Genomic DNA, 24107 nt, shown 5'->3' with positions numbered 1-24107 from the left:
CTAACTTGCAGCGTTTCGCGCGGTCAAGCCGCAGCAGTTCAGCGTATCTGCATGCCGAAACGGTCGGCGCGTGGCATCCAGTTGCCTTTGATATCAGCCGAGACCAGCACCCGTTCGGCGCGGCCGATCAGCAGTTCGCGCGGCACGAAGCCGAAGTAGCGGTAGTCGGCGCTGTTGTCGCGGTTATCGCCGAGCATCATGTAATGGTCGGCCGGCACTACCACCGGCGCAAAATTGCGGCCGGCATTCACTTGTGGCAAAACCTGGATGCGATGCTGTTCCGCTCCCATTTGCTCGCGCAGGCGCACGGCAACAATGCTGCCGCCGTGATCGAGCGGTTCGGGTACGGAATCCAATAGTGCGTAGTCAGCTTCGTGGCCGTTGATCAGCAGCTTTTCATCGCGCATCTCGACCGTATCGCCCGGCAGCGCAATCACCCGCTTGATCAGCCGGGTGCCATCCTTGGGTGAGAAAAAAGTGACGACGTCGCCGCGCTGCGGTTCGCCCAGATGGGTCAGCACGATGTTGGTCAGCGGGACTTTGAGATTGAAGGCTAGTCGGTTGACGAACACCACGTCGCCTTCCACCAGATTGGGGCGCATGGAGCCTGACGGAATCGGATTCCAGTCGGCGATCGCCGTGCGGAAAATCCCGAAGAGAAACAGGAACACCAGGAAACCCTTGTTGAGCCGTATCCAATTTTTCATGTTGTGCGCCTGTCGGTGTATCGCGGGAGGAAATCACTTGGGATATCTTACCCGCAATTCCAGCCGATTGTCGGCCGAGGGTCGGCCGATTATGGACAGGCCGCAGCGGCGCAGGTATCGCCATTTCCCGTTACCGATTTGAGATTGCTCTGCGCGGCATTGCGGTTGTTGCCAATGAATTCATTATTGCGTGACATGGTTTTTCCGAAAGCCTTGAGACCATACCCGCGATTGTTGCGCAGCACATTGCGCCGCACCTTGAGATCGACGCCGAAGACGCCGTCGCCGCCATTCGCTTCAGCGATGCTGTCGCTGATCGAACCGCCGAAAAACACCGCGCCGCCGTGAGCGTTACCGGCCAGGACCAGCCGCTCGATGCGCCCGGAGTTGGTTTCGAGGTAAACGCCGTAGTTGCCCATGCCCTCGATATTGCCGTTCTTCACAAGGACATTGCGGCGATTCACCGCATGCACCCCGTTGCCGCTGCCGGCCGGGGCGCAGGATGCCGTCATTTTCGCGCAGCGCGCCGGCCCCTGGATGGTGTAGCCGTTCAAGTCCAAAGTGACATTGTCGGCATTGATTTCGACCGCAGTGGTATTGGCGTCTGTTACGCGCAGATTGCCACTCAGTTCATATTGCCCGGGATACTCGATGACTACCAGGAATCCGGGCTTGTCGGCACGCCCCGGGCTAATCCGGACTATGCCGTCAGCCCTCGCATGCACCGTAGCCAACGTCAGGCCCATAGCCAGGACCAAGGCCATTATCAGCCACTTTGAAACGCGATTGCGCATGGCAACCTCCTGCTTGCCGGCGGCGGCATGGCCACACCGGCTCACATTTCGGATGTTTCCGTTGCACCATAGAAAATCGACAATTTCAACGGCCGCATCTCGCCCATCCAGATCGCATGATCGCTATGATCAAGCAAATCGTCCCCGGTCTCGGGATGGATGAACACGACCAGGCCGGCGCGATTCAAGGCCAACCATGGGATGACTTCGCCGAACTGGGCCGGCGCAAACGCCAACTGGCAGCTCCAGTCCGGATGCGGGCCAACCGGACGCTGGTGCAAACGTCCCATGGCCAATCCAAAGCGTTCGGTTGCTTCCTCGCACAGTGCACGCGCTTGCGACAGTGTTGCGATATTGTAGTAAATGTGGGCGTGATAGCCGGTGATGCGCGGCTGGGATGTTACGGGCATTCAGACAACTCCAATCAAACAACAATAGCAAGGCAGACCAGCGCCTACCCGATTTAACATTCAACACCTCAAGAATACGCCCTTTCGACAGCTACAGGCTAGCTGTGAATTGCTGCAACCAGCACATGCTGTGGCAACAACAATCGGCGCATCAATCTACATTGAAGGCAATATTCGCGCCATCTCTAACAAGCCTATTTCTTTGCTTTTGAGGTCGTCATGACCTGTGCCGCAGCAAAGTATGAGCAAGAAAGGTGCGGCAAACTCGGCGTAATCAACTTGCCATCCTGCAACAAGACCGGCATTCATACTGATATCAAATGCTTCCATGCCTTGCCTGGTGGACCGATCCGGGCAGTTTGACCTACAATAAATTCCCATAGGAAATTTTTACCTCCAATCCTGCCTGCCAACATGATCCATATCCGTGAAATCGACCACGTCGTGCTGCGCGTCACTGACCTGGACAAGATGCTGCACTTCTATTGCGACGTGCTCGGCTGCCCGATAGAAGGTCGCAACGATGCCATCGGCCTGGTGCAGTTGCGCGCCGGGCGTTCACTGGTGGACCTGGTCCCGGTCGACGGCAAACTTGGCAGCGTCGGCGGCGCGGCGCCGGGCAGGGAAGGGCGCAATGTCGATCATTTGTGTTTTCGCGTCGAACCTTTCAATGAGACGGCCATCCGTAAGCACCTCAACGCCAACAATGTGGACGCGGGCGAGCTGGCATCGAGAAATGGCGCGGAAGGAGAAGGGCCTTCCATTTACATCAATGATCCAGAGGGTAATGTAATCGAACTCAAAGGTCCGCCGGCTTCCTAGGACCTGGCAGTCGCAGTCGGGCGCATCAGCAGAATCTGAAGCCGCAACACATCATGCTTCATACCGAGGCGCACATGGCGTCGGTAGCTCGCCCTGGATTTCGGACAAATCGTTGATATCCAGACACTCGGTGTTAGGATTTTCGTTGGCCGATACATCGCTTATTGAAAACAATGATTTCTCCCGCAACGATCTTCCTCACTTTTACATTACTCGCCTTTGCCATCCTCGCCGTCTGGCTGAAACCGCTGCGAATCGGCGAGCGCGTCGTCATCGCCCCGTGGATCGTTTTTTTCATCGCCGCGATCGCGTGTGGACTAGCGGTGGGAGTGCTACGCCTGCCGGCGCTGGTTTCGCTGGCGGCATTCGGTGGCGCGGCCTATGTCGCCAGTACGTCCAAACCGAAATCACTACAAAGCTATTTCTTTGGCGTTTGTACGGCGTTACTGGCGTTGGGATTGGCCTTGCATCGGCTGCCCGGTTTCAATAACCCGCTCATCATTGCGGACATGACATTGTCCGCCGGCGCCGCTGCGTTCAGCCAGTATGCGAATTTCGACAAGGGATCGGCCGGCCTGATCCTGCTGGCGCTATTGTGCCGGCGCGCCGAGACAGCGCCGGAGTGGCGCCGCTTGTTCAAACAGACCTGGCCGGTTGCGCTGGTTACCGTCGCAGTGGTGCTCGGCTTGGCGACATGCATCGGCTATGTCAAACCTGATCTCAAGTTCGCGCAAGTCAGCGCTTTGTTTCTGGCGACAAACCTGTTCTTTACGGTGGTTGCGGAAGAGGCTTTCTTCCGTGGATTGCTGCAGGATCGCCTGGCGCTGTCGCTGGCCAATTTGCGCTTCGGCCGGCCGGTTGCAATCGTGTGCTCGGCGTTGCTATTCGGCGCGGCCCACGCTGCGGGCGGCGGCATCTATGTGATGCTGGCGACGCTCGCCGGGCTTGGCTACGCTTACGCGTATCACCTCACCCGCCGCATCGAAGCCGCCATCTTCGTGCATTTCGCCCTGAATGCGGTGCACTTTGTTGGCTTCACCTATCCTCATCTGAACTGAAACCAGAACCGAAGTCGGTGGTGCAAAAAAAAACGGCACCCGCAGGTGCCGTTCGATACAAGTAGGCGGCGTGGCTGTCGCCGTGCCGTCTTATGCCTATTACAGGCTGATCTTGCTGATCTTCGCGCCTTGCAGCGACACGCCGGCGATCAAGCCACCATTGGTGGTGACGAAACCGATAATCGGTTGCTGCACGGTGTTGCTGTCGATATTGCCGTTGGCGCCGATATTGGCCAGCGCCACGGTTGCATCGGCTCCGACTGTGTAGCCTTCGCTATGACGGAATTTGTCGAGCGAATCCTGCGTCATGAACAGCACGACGATAGCCTTGGATTGCGCACCGGCCTGGAAGCCGATCGAACCAGCTGTAGTGGAGTAATAGCCTTCGGTGCGATTACCAACGCGCAGAACGCCCTTGCCGTATTCAGCACCAACTACGAAGCCCGCTTGCAGCACTGCCGGGAAAATCAGCACGCCCTTGGCGCGTGCAACCAGATCACGCGAAGCAGGGGCTGTCTGGTACAGCTTGGACAGAGTGGCGTCAGCACCGGCATTGATTTCGTTGCGGCTGCTGCTGGCGCTGGCATCGCGATCCGGCATGGTTGTGGTGCAGCCGGCGAAGGTGACACTGGCCAACGCGATAGTGATCGCTGCGAGGCTGCGATTGCGGAACAATGGTGATTTCTTTTGCATATTATTCTCCGTCTAAAAATACCGTTTATGATTCATTATGGTGTTGCAAATATAGCATTTAAGCTTAAGACAGGTGTATCGAATAGTAACAATTTGATATCTTCCAAGCGTCTCGCTCTCCGCTATCGTGCCGAATGACGGCCATGTCGGCCACAGACACGATCCTGGCAAGACGTTGTCGTTTGAGCACGCCAAAGCTGAAATGTTCCCCAGCGGCAGCAATCAACAATCCGATCCGGCAGCTTTATCTGCACTGACACGGCTCACTTTACAACGGACAACTCGGTATTTCTGTGCGCTAACGCACATTGGAGCACTATTTGCGTCGCCGCGGCGTGCATCGATGCAGGACAAACAGCGCGGCCAATTTTTCTCAAGTCCTTCTTGATCGCAACGGAATGCAGGCTATGCTGGCGCTCATAGTGCTCATTTACCGCCAGCGGTTTGCAGGTGGATACGCGCATGACCATCGTCCGCTTCGCCAACGGCCATCTGTGGCTGCATTCACCGGTGCCGCTGTCGCCGGCCGACCGCGCCCCTTGCTCTGCCGAGTTATGCGGCGGAGCGCACAGCCTGCCGCGCCAGCAGGCGCCACTGGCCGTCGAGCTTCTTCCAGACCATCAGGATTTTCAGGGAGACCTTGCCGGTCTTGCCGGCATCGTTGGTGACGGCGAGGAACGTGTTGCGCACGACAGCGACATCCTGCACCACCTTGATCGTTTGATCTGACTGAATGATGTCAGTCAGATTCGATGCGCCGCTTACCAGCGCGTCAATGAATTCGGCCTTGTTCTGTACCTTGCCGTTGGAGTGACCATAACTCAAGTCATCCATCACCAACTGCCCAAGTGTCGGACCATCGGCCGGATGATTCATCGCCACACCCATCTTCTCAACCGCGGCCGCCACAGCCTGCGCATCATCCACAGGCGACGCCGCTGCGGCGCCTTGCGCCAGCACCATCGACAAGGCCAAAGCGCTGCATACCGACATCCATTTTTTCAACATTCAAGTCTCCTGTTGTTGTATTGCTACGTTCAAGACCGGGAAGAGCCATTCACAGTCATCGGTCATCATACAACATGAAATAATCCAAAAACCAGGAAAATTAGAATGGAAATTGACAATAATTGCTGAAAATATGGGAAAAATCACCGCACTTAATCCAGTTGTACGATGATATACGAAGATTATACAAACCCGTCAGCAGCCGCATGAGGGTGACGATGCCACGCCCTCGATTTCATTTGGAGCGCCTCAGCCAAGCTGCTGTGCCGGCCCGGGGCACACCACAAGATTTCTCCAAGCTGGATCGCCTTTCACGCGATACGATACTCAGTTGATCAGAATCCTCCGGTGCCGCCTGCGTTCACCCCCTCCCAACTGAGCCCAAATTTAGTCAGATATTTTTTCAGGCGATCCGCGTCATTGGGATTGACCTTGGCGCTACGTGAAGCCGCAAACAATTTTCGCCCAGCATCCGACATCGACTTCGAACGCCTGCATATATCGATTACTGCCTTCAATTGCAAAGCGTCGAACAAATCCAATTGCTCAATCTGCCCGCGCTCCATCACTTCGCCGAGATGGAACTCGCCTCGCTGAACAGGCGGCGTCGCATAATGTTGCCAAAGCCGCTTCAACCTTAGCGTTTCGTCCACCACAATCGCATCGGTAATTCGGCCGGCATCGGCAAGCGTCGCCATACGCGTTACAGAAGCGGACAGATCACGAAAATTCCCCATCCACAATGCCTGCGTCGACATCGCGAACCGCATGTAGTGATCACGCGCTTCTTTGTTGAATCGGACCATTTGGCCGTTTTCGGCACCGAACTGAGCCAGCAGGTAATCCATATTCGGTTCTATATCTTCGGAACGATCTACCAGCCCCGGCAATTCATACGTCCATAAATTAATCCGCGCGTACAAATCTTCACGAAAGCGTCCGGCCACTACTTCTCGCGACAGATCGCGATTAGTGCCCGCGATCAGTTGGAAATCGCTTTGCACTTCGTTGTCGCTCCCAACCGGCAGAAAACGCTTTTCCTCGATGGCCTTCAGTAGCATCGCCTGCTCATCAAGGCCAAGTTCACCAATTTCATCAAGAAACAGCAATCCTTTGTGCGCCGTGCGCAGCAGCCCGGGACGGTCGGATGCCGCGCCAGTGAACGCTCCCTTGATATGGCCGAACAACGTCGATCCAGCTCCATCACCGTGCAGCGTTGCGCAATTGATCTCGACAAACTTGCCATCCAGTTGGTGACGTGCCTTCTTCAATTCGAATACGCGCTTGGCCAGGAAGGATTTACCAGCGCCGGTGGGGCCCATCAGCAACATGGGCGCCTTGGATTTGATGGCGACCCGTTCGATTTCGTCGATCATCGTATTGAAGCGCGCATTGCGCGTTGCGATACCCGATTTCAGGAACGCGACACCTTCTTCCTGTTCACGCGAGAACCGTTGCGCGATCTGGTCATACCTGGAAAGGTCAAGGTCTATCAACGTATAACTACCTGCGTCGCCTACCGTTTGCCTGCGCGATGGCGATGTTTGCAAAAGCCGCCCAGGAAAATAGTGCGCCTCCGTCATCAGGAACATACAGATCTGCACGACGTGCGTACCGGTTGTGATATGTATCCAGTATTCCTCGTTGTCAGTATCGAATGGATAGGTTTTGGCAAAGTCGAACAAGCAACCGTACACATCTTCAAAATCCCAAGGATCGGCGATCGACAATTGGCGAGCAACAACCTCGGTTTCCGGCGACACCGATCCGATATCCCTCGTCACCTGCTGCACAAGATTCTCGTACTTGCCGCTGTAGAGCAACTCAAACCGCTCAACCACCATCTCGTCATGCTGTGTCAGCGCCACTGTCGGACGCCATTTCTCCCAGCGGCCACTGCCGGAGCCTTTATCAAGCTGGGTACCTAAGAATCCAATGACGACAATGCGTTTCTTCTTCATATTTTTCAGATAAATCTTTATCCAATAAGATAATTCTCTTTGGAATATGAATATCTCACAAACTCTTTTGAAAGCAAAGAATATTTAACAAATCTCTTTAAAATCAATTCGTTACACGAGATATTCGCTGCTACATACCTATCTGGCACAGTCGTTGCAATAAAGGAGAGGCAAGTAACGAAATTATGGATGACATGCCTAGCCGCAAACGATACGCGGGTAATACCGACAGCGGTCTCGGCAACAGACGGGAGATAGAGATGAGTTGGATGATCAGAATTAGCAGTACAAGCTTTGAACGGGGCATGAATACCGATGCGACTACATCAACGTGCCTCATCACATCAACTGCTTGTCATACCGTCGCTCAATTACGCGCGTCCCCGAATACGGACAAGACTACATTTGGAATGGCCGGCGCCTATCCGACCTGCCAGACCGAGCAAGTTTGGCAAAATATCTTGTCAACTCTTGTCGGGATTTGATTGACCACGCATTATCAGGTATCAGGCGGATGCAGGTGGAGAACTAAGAAAGCACTTCAGCAGCACTCGACATCAGCCTTATTTATAAAAGAAAAGATCATGAAACACGAAGAATACGATGTCCTCAATGTTGAGGGCGGTAGCCATATCAAGATGTGGACCAAGGGTGTGCCGGTGGAAGCCGAAGCACGACAACAACTGAGCAATACGGCGAAAATGCCTTTCATCTACAAGCATCTCGCCGTGATGCCGGACGTCCACCTCGGTAAAGGTTCGACTATCGGCAGCGTGATTCCGACGCTGGGTGCAATTATTCCAGCGGCTGTCGGCGTAGATATTGGCTGCGGAATGATGGCTGCCAAGACAACCTTGAACGCCCGCGATCTGCCGGATAACCTGGGCCCATTGCGCAGCGCAATTGAAAAGGCCATTCCACACGGTGCTTCGCCGAAGACGCGGGGATTCAAGGGACGCGACAAGGGCTCCTGGGAAACTCCGCCAACACCGGTCGATGCCGCCTGGGCGCAATTGAAGGATGAATTCGACGCAGTCTGCCTTAAAACACCGAAGCTGGCGAAAACCAATAATTATCGCCACTTGGGAACGCTCGGTTCCGGCAATCACTTCATTGAAGTTTGCCTGGATGAGACCAATGTCGTCTGGTTCATGTTGCACTCCGGTTCACGCGGCGTAGGTAATGCGATCGGCTCCCATTTCATAGAACTGGCCAAGCAAGAAATGCGTACCCACTTCATTAATTTGCCAGATCAGGATTTGGCGTATTTGCCTGAAGGGACCCGGCATTACGATGACTATATCGAAGCGGTTGGCTGGGCCCAGAAATTTGCTCGCATGAATCGCGAAGTGATGATGCAAAACTTGATCGCCGCAGTTCGTACGGTGATTACAAAACCGTTCGAAACTCACGTGGAAGCTGTAAATTGCCACCATAACTATGTGCAAAAGGAGCAGCACTTCGGCAAGGATGTGTTGGTGACGCGTAAAGGGGCGGTATCAGCACGTGCGGGCGAGCTGGGAATCATTCCAGGATCGATGGGTGCAAAAAGCTTTATCGTTCGCGGCAAAGGTAATCCGGAGAGCTTCAACAGCTGCAGTCACGGCGCCGGCCGTACCATGAGCCGCACCGAAGCCAAGAAGCGCTTCACCATCGACGACCAGATCAAGGCGACCGAAGGTGTTGAATGCCGTAAGGATGCCAATGTGATCGATGAAATCCCGATGGCCTACAAGGACATTGATGCGGTGATGGAAGCGCAGCGCGCCTTGGTCGAAGTCATACATACCTTGAAGCAAGTGGTATGCGTTAAAGGATAGAGAGCCGTTGCTCTTATAACGTCCCGAAGTCACGCTTACAGGCGTGACTTCGGTAATAAAAACAAAGAAAAAATTGAAGAAAATGATTGAATTGAATGGGGCAACAGGGGAAGGTGGCGGCCAGGTTTTGCGTACGGCATTAACATTGTCGATGATTACCGGACAACCATTTCGCATTATCAATATCAGGGCAAATCGTCCCAAGCCAGGATTGATGCGGCAACACCTGGTCGCCGTGCAAGCTGCGGCGGCAATATGTAATGCCGATATCGGCTCTGTAACCGTGGGCGCGCAATCGCTTGAATTTGTGCCTGGCAAGATCAGGGGCGGGGACTATAAATTCTCCATCGGCACCGCTGGCAGCTGTACCTTGGTGTTGCAGACATTGCTGCCGGCGCTGCTGTATGCGGATGAACCCTCCATGATTCATATCACTGGCGGTACACATAATTCGATGGCGCCCCCGGCGCATTTCTTGCAGCGCGCATATGGCCGCGTGCTGGCTGAGATGGGCGCAACGCTGGAGATCGAATTGAAGCGCGTCGGCTTTTATCCTGCCGGCGGCGGTGAAATAGTTGCGCGCGTTTTGCCATGCATACAGCTAAAGTCACTTGAATTGATGACCCGTGGAGAACGCGTATCAGGCTATGCGGAAAGCTTCATCGCCGGCGTTCCGCTCGATGTCGCAAAGCGGGAACTCGCATGTGTGAAGGCAGCCATGGGTTGGGACGAGTCACAATTGCTGATCCGTGGCTTGCCAGCTGAACAGGGTCCCGGTAATGCCTTGCTCATCACGCTCGAATATCAATATGTTACGGATGTCTTTTGCGCGTTCGGCGAGAAAATGGTGCGCTCCGAAGATGTTGCAAGGAAGGCAATTTCGCAATTGCGGCAATATCTCACATCCGGAGCAGCAGTCGGCGAGCACTTGGCCGATCAAATCATGCTGCCATTTGCACTGACCGGCCGTGGCCGCTTCACCACCAATTGCATGTCAAAGCATGCGACGACGAACGCCGAGGTGATTGAACACTTCCTGCCAGTAGTGATTTCGTTTGAACATGACGGCATGCTCAGCACGTGCACCATCGAAACAAGATAGACAGGGGCGGATTGCCTCGGGAAAATCGCTCTAATGGCAATCCTGCAACTGAACTCATTGCCATACGTCGCTAAAACAGTCAAAAAATCACGAACTTTCCGAAACCGCAAGATGCTGGTTATAATCATCTGCAAAGGTGAAGAAAATGAGCTCCCATATTCTGACTCTGGACATCGCAGGAAATCCCTTCGACTGGATTTCGCCGCAAGACGCTGTGCTCTATTATGCGAGCGGGAAGGTGGCTTGGGAGTTGGGGGAGGGCGAGATCGTCTTTCGCGGCGGGTACTCGCGCACCGGGGTGCAATCGCGCATCCTCGTCAAACCGATCATCGCCATCGCCGGCAGCGCCATCATGGCGCGCATGCTGCACATGGAACTGCCGCTGGGCCATCACAACGATCTGCTGTTCCGGCGCGACCGTTACACCTGCGCCTATTGCGGCGGCCATTTCCAGCACAGCGATTTGTCGCGCGACCACATCCTCGCGCGCTCCCACGGCGGCAGGGATACCTGGATGAATTGCGTCACCGCCTGCAAAGACTGCAACCAGGAAAAGGGCAACAAGCCGCTGCAAGATTTCCGTCCGCTCCTGTATGTCCCGTATGTCCCTTGCCGCGCCGAACACTATCTGCTGAGCGGCCGCAATGTACTGGCGGATCAACACGATTATCTCGCTGCCAGGCTGCCGAAACACAGCAGGATGCGCGAGTTGAACTGAATGTGCCGCAGTCCGGCAACGCATTTCACGGCACGCATCGTGCACGGAAAAACAACAAAATGCCTTGCCCGATCCGCGAATTGTTTGACACTCGGAATTCATCGGGCGCAGAATCGCAGCTCAGTAATTTCAACCAACATTTTTCAGAAAGGAACGGCTATGCCACGGACGGCTATCAGTAACTCGCAACACACATAGCCCCGCGCATACCTGCTCGGGGTATCGGCAATATTGCCGCCCCGAGCCGGACGTTCCAATCAAGAACCCCGGTGAGGAAACTCGCCGGGGTTTTTGCTTTTCCGGGCGCGCCAACGGCGTGGCCTGCAGCAAAGGCCCCGGCATGACAAATAATTTGAAGAAAAAGTTATGCCAATCAAACAAACCCTGCACAAGGGCCTGGTGCCCGTGCACATATTTACCGACGAGATCGACCACAGTGCGCTACAGCAGCTGATCAACATCTCCAGCCTGCCGATCGTGCATCCGCATGTGGCGGCAATGCCCGATGTCCATGCCGGCATTGGCGCTACCGTCGGCAGCGTGATTCCGACTCGCGCCGCGATCATTCCCGCCGCAGTCGGTGTGGATATCGGCTGCGGCATGAACGCGGTACGCACCACGCTGACAGCAAGCCAACTCCCCGACAGCCTTGCGCGGCTGCGCAGCGCCATCGAGGCATCGATTCCAGTCGGCTTTGAACAACACGAATGGAACAAGGTGCGCGGCTCGACCCATGCCCGCGTCGGCCGTCCGCTGAATGACCGGCTGGACCGCATCGTGGCGCGGCACAAGGGAATCATGAAGATGCAGCACAAGTTTGCGCAGACCTGGATTTGCCAGATCGGCACGCTTGGCGGCGGCAATCATTTCATCGAGATCTGCCTGGACGAGGAACAGCGCGTCTGGATCATGCTGCACTCCGGTTCGCGCGGCATCGGCAACGTGATCGGACGCTACTTCATTTCGGCGGCGAAGAAGGATATGGAGCGCAATCACCTGCATCTGCCGGACAAGGATCTCGCGTACTTCAGTGAAGGCTCGACGCTGTTCGACGACTACGTGGAAGCCGTCGATTGGGCGCAGGACTACGCATTGATCAACCGGCGCGAAATGATGCGCCGAGCGGTCGATGTGCTGGCTCAGCAACTGCCACCATTCAAACTGGACGGCGAAGCGATCAATTGCCATCACAACTACGTATCACGTGAAATGCACGGCAATGAAAACCTGTTCATCACTCGCAAAGGCGCGATCTCGGCACGTGAAGGCGAACTCGGCATCATCCCAGGCAGCATGGGCGCCAAAAGCTACATCGTGCGTGGCAAAGGCAACCCGGAATCGTTTTGCTCCTGCTCACACGGCGCCGGCCGGCGCATGAGCCGCAGTGAAGCCAAGCGCAAGTTCAACCACTTCGACCTGGCCGCTCAAACGGCCGGCATCGAATGTCGCAAGGACGGCGGCGTGGTCGATGAAATTCCGGCCGCCTACAAGGATATCGACCAGGTCATGGCGCATCAGACCGATCTGGTTGAAGTGGTGCACACGTTGCGCCAGGTGATTTGCGTAAAAGGATGAATATGAAAATGACCATCAAACTACCAAAGCCGCGCAACCCGCTGGTTGCTCCAGCCAGAGCCAGGAAGGCCGGCGCCCACGACTCACACAATCCGACGCGGCACGCGCGGCGCACCGAAAAGCAAAAGCTGAATCTGCTGCTGTCGGGGCGCAAAAGCGATGGAGGCGACGATGCGTGACGATATGTTCAAGGTGATTGTCGAACGGCCACGCCGCGTAAACAGCAATGCCTACAAAGGCGACGGCCGTCCTTTCCGTAATCGTGAAGAACTTGCCGGCGTGCTTGGCATGAAAATGGGTTACAACGATAGTAAGGGGCTCAACGAGAATCTTGCACCGTTGAAGCGTTTTCTGGAAAAACAGGTCAATCGTCCGTGGGACAAGGTCTATGCAGAAATCCGAGCGGTGATAGATGCCCGCAGCACCGTCAAGCAACATATCCTGCAGCATCTGAATGACTTCGTAGAGACGCAGACCCGCTGGGAAGGAGACCGTAAAGCCGGTCGCGTATTACTGCGTCAATACAGGCGATCCGGGAGTTACGTGGAATTGGCGCAGTCCCGCGCTGAGTTGTTTGTTCATCCGGTAACCGGAATCCTGCTGCGCAATCGTTTCCATGCGAGCTATAAAGCTGACAGAGATCGCGAGCACCTTGCATTTGAACTGGATAAAAGCAGGGTTCGTCGCATTCTTTCCGACCGCGTGCAACTGCATCTGATCAATCAGGTCTGGTACGAAGTTACCTTGGATACGCTGCCTCCGCCATACATCGTACTGAAAGAAATCGATGGCGTCGTCGGCAGGCACCGGATGTTTGACAAGCGCTGGGATGTGCTTCGAAAGGAATGGGTAATCCTTGAAAACAATGCCCGCGTAGCGGCGACAGGGAGTAGCCAGGATTACTATGGATGCGCGGCGCTGTACGCTCGAGAAAAGCGCCAGCTCAACTCAAGGGAAATACGAGATCTTCAACTGAATACTCCGCAACAAAAACAAAAGGCCCGTAAGGGCCTTTTGTTTTTTCGGTCTATATTCCAGAGGCGATTCATCAGCTCGTCATTTAACCAGACGTTTTTCTCTCAACGACAACGCCAACACCCGCGCCACATGCAATGCCTCCATCCCGGCGCCGTCGTGGATCTGGTGGCGGCAACTGGTGCCGTCCGCGACCACGATGCTGGCATTGCCGGCCTTGCGCACGGCCGGCAATAAGGTGAGTTCGGCCATTGCGATTGAGGCTTCGTAATGTTCTGCTTCGTAGCCGAAACTGCCGGCCATGCCGCAGCAAGAGGATTCGACGGTGGCCAGTTCGATGTGCGGAATCCATTTGAGTACGGCTTGCACCGGGCTGAAGGCGTCGAATGCTTTTTGATGACAGTGTCCGTGCAGCAGGACCTGGTTCGTCGGCAGGGCTTGCAAATCAAGCTGCAGCCGTCCCTCTTTTTTTTCCTTCAACAGGAATTCTTCAAACAGGTAGGCCGATTGCGCCAGTTGCCGGGCTTCGTCGCCGTAGCCGTAATTCAGGAACTCGTCGCGCATGGATAGCAGGCAGGACGGCTCCAGGCCGACGATGGCGACGCCGCGTCGGACCAGCGGCATCAATGCATCCAATGTGCGGCGCGCTTCGGCCTTGGCTTGTTCGACCAGGCCGGCGGATAGATAGGTGCGGCCGCAGCACAAAGGCTGCTCACCGGCCACTACATTGAAATGCACCTTGTAGCCGGCGGCTTCCAGCACCTGTTGCGCGGCGCGGGCGTTTTCCGGTTCCATGTAGTTATTGAAGGTATCGACGAACAGCAATACTTCGCGCCCGTCTGCATTGCTGGAATTGCTTTTTGCGTTACCAAGGAAAGCCTTCTTGAAGCGGGGCAGTGAACGTTGCGGTGCGATGCCGATCCGTTTCTTGAGCCAGGATGCGAAGAGCGGCACGCTGTCGGCCAACGCCAGGAATCCGCCAACGCTACTGGCGTAGGGCGCATATTTCGGCATGAAGGCAATCAGCTTGTCGCGCAGGCTGACGCCGTGTTCTCCGGCCCATGCTGCGCGTGCTTCGATTTTTATTTTTGCCATGTCGACGCCGGTCGGGCAATCGCGCTTGCAGCCCTTGCAAGATACGCACAAGTCCAGCACTTCCTTGACTTCGACGCTGGCCAGGCCGGCGCTGCCAAGCTGGCCGGAGAGCGCCAGTCGCAACGTATTGGCGCGGCCGCGGGTGACGTGTTTTTCATCCTTGGTGACGCGATAGCTCGGACACATGGTGCCGGCGTCGAACTTGCGGCAATGGCCATTGTTGTTGCACATCTCGACCAACTTGGCCAGGCCGCCACTGCGGTCGTCGCCGCTACCGGGCGCCGTTTCTTCACCAGTCAGTGGATTCCTGCGGACATTCCAGGTTGACCAATCGAGCAAGGGCGCATGCGGCAGCTCGCGATAGCCAGGCGCAAAACGGAAATTGGCGGTGTCGTCCATCTTTGGAGGACGCACGATCTTGTCCGGATTGAAGCGATTCTCCGGATCGAACAGTTCTTTGATTTCGCTGAAGGCCGCGTTGATCTTCGGGCCGTATTGCCAGGCCACCCATTCGCCACGGCAAAGGCCGTCGCCGTGCTCGCCGGAATATGCGCCTTTGTATTTGCGCACCAGTGCCGACGCCGCTTCGGCAATTTCGCGCATGTCCTTGGCGCCGCCACGGCGCATGTCGAGTATCGGTCGCACATGCAGCGTGCCGACGCTGGCGTGTGCATACCAGGTGCCTTCAGTGCCGTACTTGTGGAACACCTCGGTCAACTGGCTGGTGTATTCCGCCAGGTGCTCGAGCGGCACGGCGCAATCCTCGATGAACGAAACCGGCTTGCCGTCGCCTTTCATGCTCATCATGATGTTGAGGCCGGCCTTGCGCACTTCCCATAATGCCTTTTGTTCGGCGGCGCCGCGCATTTGCACCACCGCGCCGGGCAATTGCAAATCGGCCATCAGTTCATCCAGCTGCACCAGTTTCACCAACAACGCATCGAGATTTTCGCCGGAGAACTCGACCAACAGGATCGCCTGCGGCTGTCCGACCAGCGCCTTTTCGATGACCGGCTTGAATGCCGGATTACCCATGGCCAGGTCGATCATCGTGCGGTCGACCAGCTCGACTGCAGTCGGTCCCAGCTTGACGATATGCTGCGTCATATCCATCGCCTGGTAGAAGGTCGGGAAATTGACCACGCCCAGCACCTTATGCTCCGGTAGCGGCAACAGCGCCAATGTGAGTTGCCGGCTATACGCCAAGGTCCCTTCGGAGCCGACCAGGATATGCGCCAGGTTGGCGACACCGTCGTCGGTATAGGCGCGCGGATTCTGGCAATCGAAGATGTCGATGTTGTAGCCGCCGACGCGCCGCAACACCTTCGGCACACGTTCGGCAATTTCGCTACGCTCGCGCTGTGCGATGCGCTGCAAGCCGGCGACAAGCTCGCCCATCCTTGCCGTCGCCGGCATCCGGTCCAGGCGCTCAAAGCGTCCCTGCGTACCATCGGCGAGCACGGCATCGATTGCTGTCACGTTATGCACCATATTGCCGTATTCAATCGAGCGCGAACCGCAGGAATTGTTGCCGGCCATGCCGCCAATCGTGCACTGGGCCGCAGTGGAAACATCTACCGGAAACCACAAGCCATGCGGCTTCAGCCAGGCATTCAAATGATCGAGCACGATGCCCGGCTCTACCGTCACGGTGCGCTTAGCCGGATCGAAATCGATCACCTTGTTGAGCCACTTGCTGCTGTCGATGACCAGCGCTTCGCCCACCGTCTGGCCGCACTGACTGGTGCCTGCGCCCCTGGCCAGGATCGGCACATGGTTATCGCGGGCGATATCCAGCACCCTCAGCAGATCGTCCTGGTCGCGCGGGACGACCACGCCGATCGGCATGATCTGGTAGATCGAGGCATCGGTGGCATAGCGGCCGCGGTCGGCCTGGCTGAACAGTACATCGCCGCGCAGTTCTCGGCGCAGCTGTGCCGCCAGCGGCGTGGAGAAACTGACGGCACGAGGCATTAGATGGATAGGTTTGACCAGCATGGAGAAATCCTGAAAAAATGTCAGCCCAGTTCAAAATGGATCGGCGGTAAGCCGGCGATCTGACCAATGACCAATCCTGCCTCTTCCGGAAAGTGGATCCCGGTGTAAGAGCCTGTGGTGATTACCGTGCCGCGCGGAATCGCAATGCCTTGCACGCGACAATGTTGTACCAGCCAAGCCAGCAGCCGGCGTGGATCGCCTGCCGGGTTGCTGCCGCTGCCTTTGAAAATGTCGCGGCCGCCCAACGTCAGGTGCGCCGCCGGACTGACAAACGGGAAACTGGCGTGGTAATCAACGAATTCGCCGACGATCAGGGCGCCATGGTTTTGCAAGTCGGCCAGTTGCAGCAGCTTGGGCAACTCCGGCCAACCGGCGATGCGGCTGGAGACGATCTCCACCGATGCCGCCATCGAGCCTATGCTTTGCATGACCTGGATATCCGTTAGCGGCGCCGCGTCTGGATCGATATCGTGCTTGAAGCAGAACATGATTTCCAGTTCGATGCCGAGCACCGGATAGTCGGCGCGCTCGATGATCGAGGTGGCGGGAAAGATGCCGCCGGCCGGCAGCGGCGCGCCTTGCACCGGCCCCGTTTCCGATTTCGCACCGATTTTCCAGCCGCCTATGCTGGCCTGCCGGTGACGCAGGAATTCCCGCTGCACCTGGTAGGCTTGCTCGCTATTCGCCGGTTCCAGTTCCGCCGGCAGGCATTCCACCATCGCGTGGTCGCCATAGGCCTTACTCAATAGAGCTGCCAGCTCGGCTTGCGCTGTATCCAAAGAAGTCATTGCAAATCCTTTTTTGCGTCACTCTCTTGCTTCACTCTCAAACCAATAGGCGAAGCGGCTTGCGCCGCTGTCGCCAGGCTATACGCCAACCTTGGCAGCGTTGGCCGAACCGCCGGGAGCGGCTTGCTCGAACTTACTGTCCGGCTGCATGCGGAACGCCAGGAATACGCCGAATCCCATCAGGATCATGCTGCCCAGGAACGGCAATTCCCAATTGCCGAAGCGGTCGATCAGGTAGCCGGACAGTACCGGCGAGATGATCGCGGCCAGCGCCGAGCCGGTGTTCATCATGCCGCTCGCAGTGCCGGAGTATTGCGGCGCGATGTCCATCGGAATCGCCCACATCGGGCCGATCGTCATTTCGGCGAAGAAGAAGCCGGCGCTCAAACAAAGGATCGAGATGTAAACGTTGTGCGTGAACAGCAGCGGCAACAACGACAGCAGCGTCAACAACATGCAGACCGAGACCATCTGGCTGCGCGCGCGCTTCAGGTTGCCGGTGCGTTTCAAAATCCGGTCGCTGACGATGCCGCCGAGCGTATCGCCGACCACGCCGGCAAAGAACACGCTGGAGGCAAACAGCGCCGATTTCTTGATATCGAGGTCATAACTGTGCAGGAAATACTGCGGAATCCAGCTCAGGAATAACCACAGGGTCCAGCCATAGCAAAAGTAGACGATGGTCACCGGCAGCATGCGCTTGAACAGCGGCCCCCAAGGAATCTTCGGCTGGTTCTTCTTGACCTGCGGCAGGATCGCCAATTCCTCAGGCGTGATGCGCGGATGTTTTTCCGGATGTTCGGTAAACACGAACGCCCACACCAGCACCCACACCAGGCTGATCGCGCCGCAGATGTAGAACGATTCGCGCCAGCCGTGCGTCGCCATGATGAACACCACCATCGCCGGAGCGACGGCATTGCCGATACGCGCAAACGCATGCGTGATGCCTTGCGCAAACCCGCGATTTTCCTTCGACACCCAGCGCGACATGGCAGTCGTGGCCGCCGGAAAAGTCGCGCCTTCGCCGAGGCCCAGCAGCAAGCGCGCCATCAGCAACGAGAACAGGCCGCCGGCGAAGCCGGTCAAAATCGTGGCGATGCCCCACAGGATGCCGCAGTAAATCAGGGTGCGCTTGGCGCCGAACTTGTCGCTGACCCAGCCGCCGATAATCTGGAACACCAGGTACGGATACGCGAATGCCGAAAACACCAGGCCGATTTCGGTTTTTGAAAGATTGAATTCCTTGCCAAAGCCCGCTGCTGCGGTGCTGACATTGACGCGGTCCAGATAGGTAATGAAATACATCAGGCATAACATGATCAGCACGACGGTCGTCGCGCGAAAACGCAGGTGTTTCATTGTTGTCTCCATCCAATATGTGCAGGTCGGCAAACGCCGAAAGACCTACGCGGTCCCTGGTCCCGCCGCCCTCTGTGGGGCGTGCCGGACCGATCCATTGCGACGTAAGCCGTGCCACGCACGGAGCCGCATTGAACCCAGCCTTTTTATTCGGACACTAACGACGCCCGCCAACAGCAGGCGCCGGACATACTCATGCGGCTTTCAATACCGGCTTGCTCTTTTGCGCAGCCAGGTTATCCATCGCCGCCACTACACCGCTGCCAGCCAACTGCACGCCGGCCAATTTCAAACCCATTTCGCAACCGGCCAGCGTCGCCATCAAGGTCAACTCGTTAGCCTCGCCGAGATGGCCGATGCGGAACATGCCGCCCTTCATTTTTCCAAGACCGGTTCCCAATGACATGTTGAAGTTTTCATAGATGGTCTTGCGGATCGCATCGGCATCGAAGCCGGGCGGCGTCATCACACCGGTCAGCACCGGCGAATACAGGGCCGGATCGGCGCACTGGATTTCCAGGCCCCAAGCCCGCACTGCGGAACGGCATGCCGCCGCCAGTCGTTGATGACGCACGAACACATTGTCCAGACCTTCACCCAGGATCATGTCGAGCGCTTCCGACAAGCCATACAACAGGTTGGTGTTGGGCGTGTACGGCCAGTAGCCGGTTTCGTTCATCTCGATGATTTCAGCCCAGGCCCAGAATGCCTTCGGCAACCGCGCGGTTTTGCTGACGGCCACGGCTTTCTTCGATACCGCGTTGAAGCTGATCCCCGGCGGCAGCATCAAACCCTTTTGCGATCCCGACACGGTGACGTCGACACCCCATTCGTCATGCCGGTAATCCGCTGATGCCAGTCCGGAAATCGTATCGACGATCAGCAACGCCGGATGTCCTGCCGCATCGATGGCTTTGCGCACGGCAGCGATGTCCGAGGTGACGCCGGTCGATGTTTCGTTATGCACCACGCACACCGCCTTGATCTGATGGCCGCTGTCCTGGCGCAAACGCTCTTCGATCCGATCAGCCTGCACGCCGTGGCGCCAGCCCTCGATACCCGGCAGCCCAAGGAATTCAGGTTTCAAGCCAAGCGCCTCGGCCATTTTTTTCCAGAGCGTGGCGAAGTGCCCGGTCTCATACATCAACACCGTATCGCCCGGGCTCAACGTATTGGTCAGCGCAGCTTCCCAGGCGCCGGTGCCGGACGCCGGATAAATCACCACCGGCTGTTCGGTCTTGAAAATCTTCTTGATGCCGGCCAGCACCTGCAAACCCAGTGCGCCAAATTCGGGGCCGCGGTGGTCAATGGTCGGATAACTCATGGCGCGCAAAATCCGGTCCGGCACCGGGCTGGGACCAGGAATTTGCAGGAAATGACGACCGGCGGGATGAAAGTCTAGCTTTAACATTTACTCCTCCTTTGAACGAATTGTATTTTGCATTCAAAATACTTTAGCAGTCAAAATTTCAAACGTAAAGCCTTTTTCGACATTACCCGACTCTAGGCATCGGCTTATTTCTACTTAAAACTCATCGAAAACAACAAAATATGGGGTTTTTCAGCCGAAATCTTCATAATTACATTCAACATTGATAACTTGGCAGCCGTCATTCTTGCCCTCGGGATTTGATGTTAAAATAGAGGCGAAAGCGTTAAAAAGGATTTTGAATGCAAAATACGACATCTAATCAAGAGAAAAAAGTCGCTCCGCTGGTCCCGAAACTGGAACGTCAGCGCCTGCACGACACGGTCGTCGACCATTTGCGCAACCTGATCGTCGAAGCAGTGCTGACGCCTGGGACAAAATTGAATGAACGGGAGCTGTGCGAAACGCTGGGTATTTCGCGCACGCCGCTGCGCGAGGCGCTGAAGGTGCTGGCCGCGGAAGGGCTGATCGACATTTCGCCGAATCGCGGCGCCTCGGTCTCCAAGATGTCGGAAACTGAAATCTGGGAAACCTTCGAACTGATGAGCGGCCTGGAAGCCATGTCGGGCGAACTGGCCTGCGAACGCATCACGCCAGTTGAATTGGCCGAGATCAAGGCGCTGCACTATGCGATGCTGGCCTGCAAGGCGCAAAACGACCTGCCGGGATACTACAGCCGCAACCAGGCGATCCACGACAAGATCAATGAAGCGGCGCGCAATTCGGTGCTGCAGCAAACTTACCTGGGCTTGAACCGGCGCCTGCAGGCGCTACGCTTCAGGTCCAATTTCCAGCCAACCAAATGGGATAGCGCCGCGCACGATCACGACGAGATGGTCAAGGCGCTCGAAGCGCGCGACGGCAAGCGCCTGGCTGAAGTGCTGCGCCAGCATCTGCTGGACAAGCGCGACGCCGTGCTCAGCGCGGCCGCGCTGCTGGATGAAAAGCGGGCTGCGCCTGCGGCTTAGTGTCAACCCGAATAGTCCTGTCAGGTGATTGGCGCGAGTGCGCGAATCTATTCGTGCTGCGACGAGTCACCCATACAAGAAGTTGGAGAACATGCTGACCAACATACGCAAATATCTTGCGGTGGCATTCAAATGGCAAAAGGGACGGCAAGACAGCGGCTACGACAAGATGTTGTTGCTGACTGCGCCGTGGCCGCTACCGTTCGATAGTTACCTGATCCGCTATCCCATCGGCGCGGAAATCCCGCCGCATACCGATGCAGTAAAACAGGGCAAGCATTACCGCCTGAATATTGTGGTCAAGCGCTCGCCGCGCGGCGGCGAATTTGTCTGCAGCGCGCCAATCATTTCCACCTCAAGGATCAAATTTTTCCGGCCCGATCAGTGCGAACACAGCGTCACCCGCGTTGAAGGCGGGAGCCGCTATGTGTTGTCGATTGGATGGATTATCGGGAAATAGGGGCGGGTGCAACGCCCCGCAAAAAACTAAACCTTGACCGCGTAATTCTCAGGAAAGAAATGACGCTCGATCAGTTCGATCAGGATGTGCAACACCTTGATGTGCAATTCCTGGACGCGATCGGCAAAGGTGCCGCCCGGCGTGCAGATATAGACATCGCTCAGCGCTGACAACACCTCGCTCGGCTTGCCCGACAAAACGATCACATGCATGCCGAGTTCGCGCGCCGCCTTGGCTGCGCGAATGATGTTCTTGCTGGTGCCGCTGGTGCTGAGTGCAACCAGGCAATCGCCGGGGCGGCCGTGTCCTTCGATGTAGCGCGAAAACACCTGCTCGTAACCGTGGTCGTTGCCGACGCAAGTCAGATGGCCGGCATCGCTGATGGCGGTGGCGCCCAACGCCGCGCGATCCAGGCGATAGCGGCCAGTCAGTTCCTCGGCAAAGTGCATGGCGTCACACATCGAGCCGCCATTACCGCAGGAGTACACGCGACCCTTGCGCTGGAACACATCGATCAGCAAGGTGGCGGCCTGTTCGATCGATTGCAAGGCAACCGGATTGGCGAGCAGGGCATCCAGCGCTTGCTGGGCTTCGGTCAGGCTGGCTTTGATGTGCTGATGCATTTGGAGACTCCGTTGGTATGCGGGATAACGCCCGTTGCCGCCACAGCGCGGTGGCCGAAGGCAACTTAAATTGCGGAAACCATCGATTCTACTGAGCTATGTGGCCAATTGCCAGAGCCGGGCCGCACCGCTATCGAGGCAGCTGAATTGCCGCCGAGAATTTATCTGCAAATCAACGGTTCGTCGTACGGGTAACACCAGTATCGATCACGCCATAAGGCGTAATGCTGCTGCCGCTGATGGCGTCGCCATTGGACGGGGCATGACCGCAGGCGGCGACAAGTAAAGTTGCCATAACGGCAAAGAATAAACGCATCGTAATCCCTAAACTAAATGAAATGGTGTGCATGACAGACATGCAACCGGCGCAAACGTTCCGCCGGCGCCTCCCGCCATGTTGCCATCAATCGAGCAGCGGCGCGCCCTGCACGCAAGCGGCAATCCGCGCCATCAACTCCTCAAACTCAGCCGGACGCTCATCGCGCAACAGCGGGAACAGGTGCTGATGATCGGTGCCCGCCACCACCCGCAACTGGCGCGAACGCGCCTTGCTTGCCGATTGCACCAGCCGCTCCGGTATCTCCAGCGGGATCACCGCATCGTGTTCGGCGGCGATCACCAGCAGATCGCCCTCGAACTGTTCCAGGATAGCCCATGCATCGCTATCGGCCCAGCTGCGCTCGCGCCGGATGATCTGCGAAAACTGCGGCCCGAACGGCACATCGTAAGCGGCCGGCTCGTACACTCCCGGCACAATCAGCACCAATGCCGCAACCCGATGCGTCTGCGTCAACCTGATCGCGTTGTAGGCGCCCATGCTGGTGCCAAAAACCACCAGCGGCTCTTCCAACTTCCGTGCCGCAATCACCGCCTCGGCCTGGCGCGTGCGGCTGCTCACTGAAGAGTCCGCCAGCGCGCCGCCGGTATCGCCATGGCCGATGCAATCGAAGGCCGTGGTAGCGATGCCGCGCGCCTGCAACGCCGGGCGCAAACCCGAGCGCGTCGCGGTGGCGCGCGAGCTCATGCCGGCGCCGTGCAGCAACAACGCGTGATGCGCTTGATGCGCCAGTTGCACATGTTGCGACGTAGCAGCCGGATGAAAATCACCCTTCAAAATGGCATGTTGGTAGGAAACGTCGAAGGATTCGATGGCTTGCATGATCAGATATGGAGCGATGTTGGATAAGGTGACGTCACCTTACCCCAACTCGGAATGCCACGGACAATCATCGTCGCTTTTCGCTTGACCTCAAGTTAACTTGAAGTCCTACACTGGCTGCCAGCAACTGATATTTCTCTCGGCGCGCAGCAATCGCACAGCCATCGCGTCGCCACCCACACCCGTCGGAGAGCAACCATGACTTCACAGATTTACCGCGTAGATAAATTCATCGTGCCCGCAGCCGCACAACAGGAATTCCTGGCCAGGGTCCGCGCCACGCACGCGCTGCTGCGCTCCCTGCCAGGCTGTACGCAAGAACTGCTGCTGGAACAAACCTCCGGCCCCGGATCGTACAACTACGTCACGCTGATGGGATGGAAAGACCAGGCGTCCATCGACGCCGCAAAAATCGAAGTCCAGAAACTGCACGCCAAAACCGGCTTCCATCCGCAGGAATTGTTCAGCCGGCTTGGCATCCAGGCCGATCTTGGCAACTACAAGACGATTGATGGCGCGGGCTGAAGTCTGAGCGGAAGCGGCACTTTCACTGATGTGCTGCAAGCAAACATTGCAGCGCAT

Annotated in this window: 24 protein-coding genes; 10 read left to right on the top strand and 14 right to left on the bottom strand. The window is 56.8% G+C overall.

Going from position 1 to position 24107, the window contains the following annotated elements:
* Window positions 1-38: 38 nt before the first annotated feature.
* The 4 genes from lepB to ACIPF8_RS10140 form a co-directional block, all read right to left on the bottom strand.
* Window positions 39-707 carry a signal peptidase I gene (gene lepB, locus ACIPF8_RS10155; RefSeq protein ID WP_400420364.1) on the bottom strand — a complete coding sequence of 223 codons (669 nt, stop codon included), beginning with the start codon at window positions 705-707 and terminating at the stop codon, window positions 39-41.
* Between the two features lie 89 nt (window positions 708-796).
* Window positions 797-1501, bottom strand: a complete 705-nt coding sequence (locus ACIPF8_RS10150; RefSeq protein ID WP_400420361.1) for a right-handed parallel beta-helix repeat-containing protein — start codon at window positions 1499-1501, stop codon at window positions 797-799.
* A gap of 41 nt (window positions 1502-1542) precedes the next feature.
* Window positions 1543-1911, bottom strand: coding sequence for a DOPA 4,5-dioxygenase family protein (locus tag ACIPF8_RS10145; RefSeq protein ID WP_400420358.1), 369 nt, complete (start codon window positions 1909-1911; stop codon window positions 1543-1545).
* A gap of 156 nt (window positions 1912-2067) precedes the next feature.
* The gene (locus ACIPF8_RS10140; RefSeq protein WP_400420355.1) at window positions 2068-2241 is read right to left on the bottom strand and encodes a hypothetical protein; all 174 of its coding nucleotides are present in this window, start codon (window positions 2239-2241) and stop codon (window positions 2068-2070) included.
* An 84-nt stretch (window positions 2242-2325) separates the two neighbouring features.
* Between ACIPF8_RS10140 and ACIPF8_RS10135 the strand changes: the two genes are divergently transcribed.
* Both ACIPF8_RS10135 and ACIPF8_RS10130 read left to right on the top strand, forming a co-directional pair.
* Window positions 2326-2733 carry a VOC family protein gene (locus tag ACIPF8_RS10135; RefSeq protein ID WP_400420353.1) on the top strand — a complete coding sequence of 136 codons (408 nt, stop codon included), beginning with the start codon at window positions 2326-2328 and terminating at the stop codon, window positions 2731-2733.
* Between the two features lie 173 nt (window positions 2734-2906).
* The gene (locus tag ACIPF8_RS10130) at window positions 2907-3791 is read left to right on the top strand and encodes a lysostaphin resistance A-like protein (protein WP_400420350.1); all 885 of its coding nucleotides are present in this window, start codon (window positions 2907-2909) and stop codon (window positions 3789-3791) included.
* Window positions 3792-3890: 99 nt separating this feature from the next.
* On the opposite strand, the gene ACIPF8_RS10125 is transcribed toward ACIPF8_RS10130, so the two are convergent.
* From ACIPF8_RS10125 to rtcR, 3 genes are all read right to left on the bottom strand, one after another.
* Window positions 3891-4484, bottom strand: a complete 594-nt coding sequence (locus tag ACIPF8_RS10125; RefSeq protein WP_400420348.1) for a YSC84-related protein — start codon at window positions 4482-4484, stop codon at window positions 3891-3893.
* A 552-nt stretch (window positions 4485-5036) separates the two neighbouring features.
* Window positions 5037-5492 (bottom strand): nuclear transport factor 2 family protein, encoded by a 456-nt coding sequence (locus ACIPF8_RS10120; protein ID WP_400420344.1) that lies wholly within the window; start codon window positions 5490-5492, stop codon window positions 5037-5039.
* A gap of 335 nt (window positions 5493-5827) precedes the next feature.
* Window positions 5828-7453, bottom strand: coding sequence for an RNA repair transcriptional activator RtcR (gene rtcR, locus ACIPF8_RS10115; RefSeq protein WP_400420342.1), 1626 nt, complete (start codon window positions 7451-7453; stop codon window positions 5828-5830).
* Between the two features lie 584 nt (window positions 7454-8037).
* Between rtcR and ACIPF8_RS10110 the strand changes: the two genes are divergently transcribed.
* The 5 genes from ACIPF8_RS10110 to ACIPF8_RS10090 all read left to right on the top strand — a co-directional run bounded on the left by ACIPF8_RS10110 (window position 8038) and on the right by ACIPF8_RS10090 (window position 12847).
* Complete coding sequence (locus ACIPF8_RS10110) at window positions 8038-9273, top strand: RtcB family protein (RefSeq protein WP_400420339.1); 1236 nt, start codon at window positions 8038-8040, stop codon at window positions 9271-9273.
* Window positions 9274-9355: 82 nt separating this feature from the next.
* Window positions 9356-10375 carry an RNA 3'-terminal phosphate cyclase gene (gene rtcA, locus ACIPF8_RS10105; protein ID WP_400420553.1) on the top strand — a complete coding sequence of 340 codons (1020 nt, stop codon included), beginning with the start codon at window positions 9356-9358 and terminating at the stop codon, window positions 10373-10375.
* 145 nt (window positions 10376-10520) lie between these two features.
* Window positions 10521-11093 carry an HNH endonuclease gene (locus ACIPF8_RS10100; RefSeq protein WP_400420338.1) on the top strand — a complete coding sequence of 191 codons (573 nt, stop codon included), beginning with the start codon at window positions 10521-10523 and terminating at the stop codon, window positions 11091-11093.
* Between the two features lie 366 nt (window positions 11094-11459).
* Entirely contained in the window at window positions 11460-12668 is a 1209-nt protein-coding gene (locus ACIPF8_RS10095) for an RtcB family protein (RefSeq protein ID WP_400420336.1), read from the top strand.
* 8 nt (window positions 12669-12676) lie between these two features.
* A complete protein-coding gene (locus tag ACIPF8_RS10090) occupies window positions 12677-12847 on the top strand; it encodes a hypothetical protein (RefSeq protein WP_400420335.1) in 171 nt (56 codons plus the stop codon).
* A gap of 877 nt (window positions 12848-13724) precedes the next feature.
* Here the strand turns inward: ACIPF8_RS10090 and ACIPF8_RS10085 are convergent.
* The 4 genes from ACIPF8_RS10085 to ACIPF8_RS10070 form a co-directional block, all read right to left on the bottom strand.
* The gene (locus ACIPF8_RS10085; RefSeq protein ID WP_400420332.1) at window positions 13725-16736 is read right to left on the bottom strand and encodes an FAD-binding and (Fe-S)-binding domain-containing protein; all 3012 of its coding nucleotides are present in this window, start codon (window positions 16734-16736) and stop codon (window positions 13725-13727) included.
* 20 nt (window positions 16737-16756) lie between these two features.
* The gene (locus tag ACIPF8_RS10080; protein ID WP_400420329.1) at window positions 16757-17524 is read right to left on the bottom strand and encodes a 2-keto-4-pentenoate hydratase; all 768 of its coding nucleotides are present in this window, start codon (window positions 17522-17524) and stop codon (window positions 16757-16759) included.
* A gap of 78 nt (window positions 17525-17602) precedes the next feature.
* A complete protein-coding gene (locus ACIPF8_RS10075) occupies window positions 17603-18886 on the bottom strand; it encodes an MFS transporter (protein ID WP_400420326.1) in 1284 nt (427 codons plus the stop codon).
* Between the two features lie 193 nt (window positions 18887-19079).
* On the bottom strand, window positions 19080-20297 hold the full coding sequence (locus ACIPF8_RS10070; protein ID WP_400420324.1) for a pyridoxal-phosphate-dependent aminotransferase family protein: 1218 nt from the start codon (window positions 20295-20297) through the stop codon (window positions 19080-19082).
* A gap of 260 nt (window positions 20298-20557) precedes the next feature.
* Between ACIPF8_RS10070 and ACIPF8_RS10065 the strand changes: the two genes are divergently transcribed.
* Both ACIPF8_RS10065 and ACIPF8_RS10060 read left to right on the top strand, forming a co-directional pair.
* Window positions 20558-21283, top strand: coding sequence for a GntR family transcriptional regulator (locus tag ACIPF8_RS10065; protein ID WP_400420321.1), 726 nt, complete (start codon window positions 20558-20560; stop codon window positions 21281-21283).
* A gap of 91 nt (window positions 21284-21374) precedes the next feature.
* A complete protein-coding gene (locus ACIPF8_RS10060) occupies window positions 21375-21743 on the top strand; it encodes a 2OG-Fe(II) oxygenase (RefSeq protein ID WP_400420318.1) in 369 nt (122 codons plus the stop codon).
* Between the two features lie 26 nt (window positions 21744-21769).
* Here the strand turns inward: ACIPF8_RS10060 and ACIPF8_RS10055 are convergent, their stop codons facing one another.
* The 3 genes from ACIPF8_RS10055 to ACIPF8_RS10045 form a co-directional block, all read right to left on the bottom strand.
* Window positions 21770-22366, bottom strand: a complete 597-nt coding sequence (locus ACIPF8_RS10055; RefSeq protein WP_400420315.1) for an SIS domain-containing protein — start codon at window positions 22364-22366, stop codon at window positions 21770-21772.
* 172 nt (window positions 22367-22538) lie between these two features.
* Window positions 22539-22715, bottom strand: a complete 177-nt coding sequence (locus ACIPF8_RS10050) for a hypothetical protein (protein ID WP_400420312.1) — start codon at window positions 22713-22715, stop codon at window positions 22539-22541.
* A 54-nt stretch (window positions 22716-22769) separates the two neighbouring features.
* Entirely contained in the window at window positions 22770-23525 is a 756-nt protein-coding gene (locus ACIPF8_RS10045) for an alpha/beta fold hydrolase (protein ID WP_400420309.1), read from the bottom strand.
* Between the two features lie 198 nt (window positions 23526-23723).
* On the opposite strand from ACIPF8_RS10045, the gene ACIPF8_RS10040 reads away from it, so the two are divergent.
* Window positions 23724-24050, top strand: a complete 327-nt coding sequence (locus ACIPF8_RS10040; protein ID WP_400420306.1) for an antibiotic biosynthesis monooxygenase — start codon at window positions 23724-23726, stop codon at window positions 24048-24050.
* The last annotated feature ends 57 nt before the right edge of the window (window positions 24051-24107 follow it).

This window comes from Collimonas sp. NPDC087041, assembly GCF_044745265.1.
GTDB lineage: Bacteria > Pseudomonadota > Gammaproteobacteria > Burkholderiales > Burkholderiaceae_D > Collimonas.
The sequence above is the reverse complement of the archived record's forward strand: the minus strand, read 5'-3'. Positions and strand labels throughout refer to the sequence as shown.

Bases quoted from the DNA above. Each gene is read 5' to 3' on its own strand.
- lepB (WP_400420364.1), bottom strand. From the start codon at position 707: ATGAAAAATTGGATACGGCTCAACAAGGGTTTCCTGGTGTTCCTGTTT.
- ACIPF8_RS10150 (WP_400420361.1), bottom strand. From the start codon at position 1,501: ATGCGCAATCGCGTTTCAAAGTGGCTGATAATGGCCTTGGTCCTGGCT.
- ACIPF8_RS10145 (WP_400420358.1), bottom strand. From the start codon at position 1,911: ATGCCCGTAACATCCCAGCCGCGCATCACCGGCTATCACGCCCACATT.
- ACIPF8_RS10140 (WP_400420355.1), bottom strand. From the start codon at position 2,241: ATGGAAGCATTTGATATCAGTATGAATGCCGGTCTTGTTGCAGGATGG.
- ACIPF8_RS10135 (WP_400420353.1), top strand. From the start codon at position 2,326: ATGATCCATATCCGTGAAATCGACCACGTCGTGCTGCGCGTCACTGAC.
- ACIPF8_RS10130 (WP_400420350.1), top strand. From the start codon at position 2,907: ATGATTTCTCCCGCAACGATCTTCCTCACTTTTACATTACTCGCCTTT.
- ACIPF8_RS10125 (WP_400420348.1), bottom strand. From the start codon at position 4,484: ATGCAAAAGAAATCACCATTGTTCCGCAATCGCAGCCTCGCAGCGATC.
- ACIPF8_RS10120 (WP_400420344.1), bottom strand. From the start codon at position 5,492: ATGTTGAAAAAATGGATGTCGGTATGCAGCGCTTTGGCCTTGTCGATG.
- rtcR (WP_400420342.1), bottom strand. From the start codon at position 7,453: ATGAAGAAGAAACGCATTGTCGTCATTGGATTCTTAGGTACCCAGCTT.
- ACIPF8_RS10110 (WP_400420339.1), top strand. From the start codon at position 8,038: ATGAAACACGAAGAATACGATGTCCTCAATGTTGAGGGCGGTAGCCAT.
- rtcA (WP_400420553.1), top strand. From the start codon at position 9,356: ATGATTGAATTGAATGGGGCAACAGGGGAAGGTGGCGGCCAGGTTTTG.
- ACIPF8_RS10100 (WP_400420338.1), top strand. From the start codon at position 10,521: ATGAGCTCCCATATTCTGACTCTGGACATCGCAGGAAATCCCTTCGAC.
- ACIPF8_RS10095 (WP_400420336.1), top strand. From the start codon at position 11,460: ATGCCAATCAAACAAACCCTGCACAAGGGCCTGGTGCCCGTGCACATA.
- ACIPF8_RS10090 (WP_400420335.1), top strand. From the start codon at position 12,677: ATGACCATCAAACTACCAAAGCCGCGCAACCCGCTGGTTGCTCCAGCC.
- ACIPF8_RS10085 (WP_400420332.1), bottom strand. From the start codon at position 16,736: ATGCTGGTCAAACCTATCCATCTAATGCCTCGTGCCGTCAGTTTCTCC.
- ACIPF8_RS10080 (WP_400420329.1), bottom strand. From the start codon at position 17,524: ATGACTTCTTTGGATACAGCGCAAGCCGAGCTGGCAGCTCTATTGAGT.
- ACIPF8_RS10075 (WP_400420326.1), bottom strand. From the start codon at position 18,886: ATGAAACACCTGCGTTTTCGCGCGACGACCGTCGTGCTGATCATGTTA.
- ACIPF8_RS10070 (WP_400420324.1), bottom strand. From the start codon at position 20,297: ATGTTAAAGCTAGACTTTCATCCCGCCGGTCGTCATTTCCTGCAAATT.
- ACIPF8_RS10065 (WP_400420321.1), top strand. From the start codon at position 20,558: ATGCAAAATACGACATCTAATCAAGAGAAAAAAGTCGCTCCGCTGGTC.
- ACIPF8_RS10060 (WP_400420318.1), top strand. From the start codon at position 21,375: ATGCTGACCAACATACGCAAATATCTTGCGGTGGCATTCAAATGGCAA.
- ACIPF8_RS10055 (WP_400420315.1), bottom strand. From the start codon at position 22,366: ATGCATCAGCACATCAAAGCCAGCCTGACCGAAGCCCAGCAAGCGCTG.
- ACIPF8_RS10050 (WP_400420312.1), bottom strand. From the start codon at position 22,715: ATGCACACCATTTCATTTAGTTTAGGGATTACGATGCGTTTATTCTTT.
- ACIPF8_RS10045 (WP_400420309.1), bottom strand. From the start codon at position 23,525: ATGCAAGCCATCGAATCCTTCGACGTTTCCTACCAACATGCCATTTTG.
- ACIPF8_RS10040 (WP_400420306.1), top strand. From the start codon at position 23,724: ATGACTTCACAGATTTACCGCGTAGATAAATTCATCGTGCCCGCAGCC.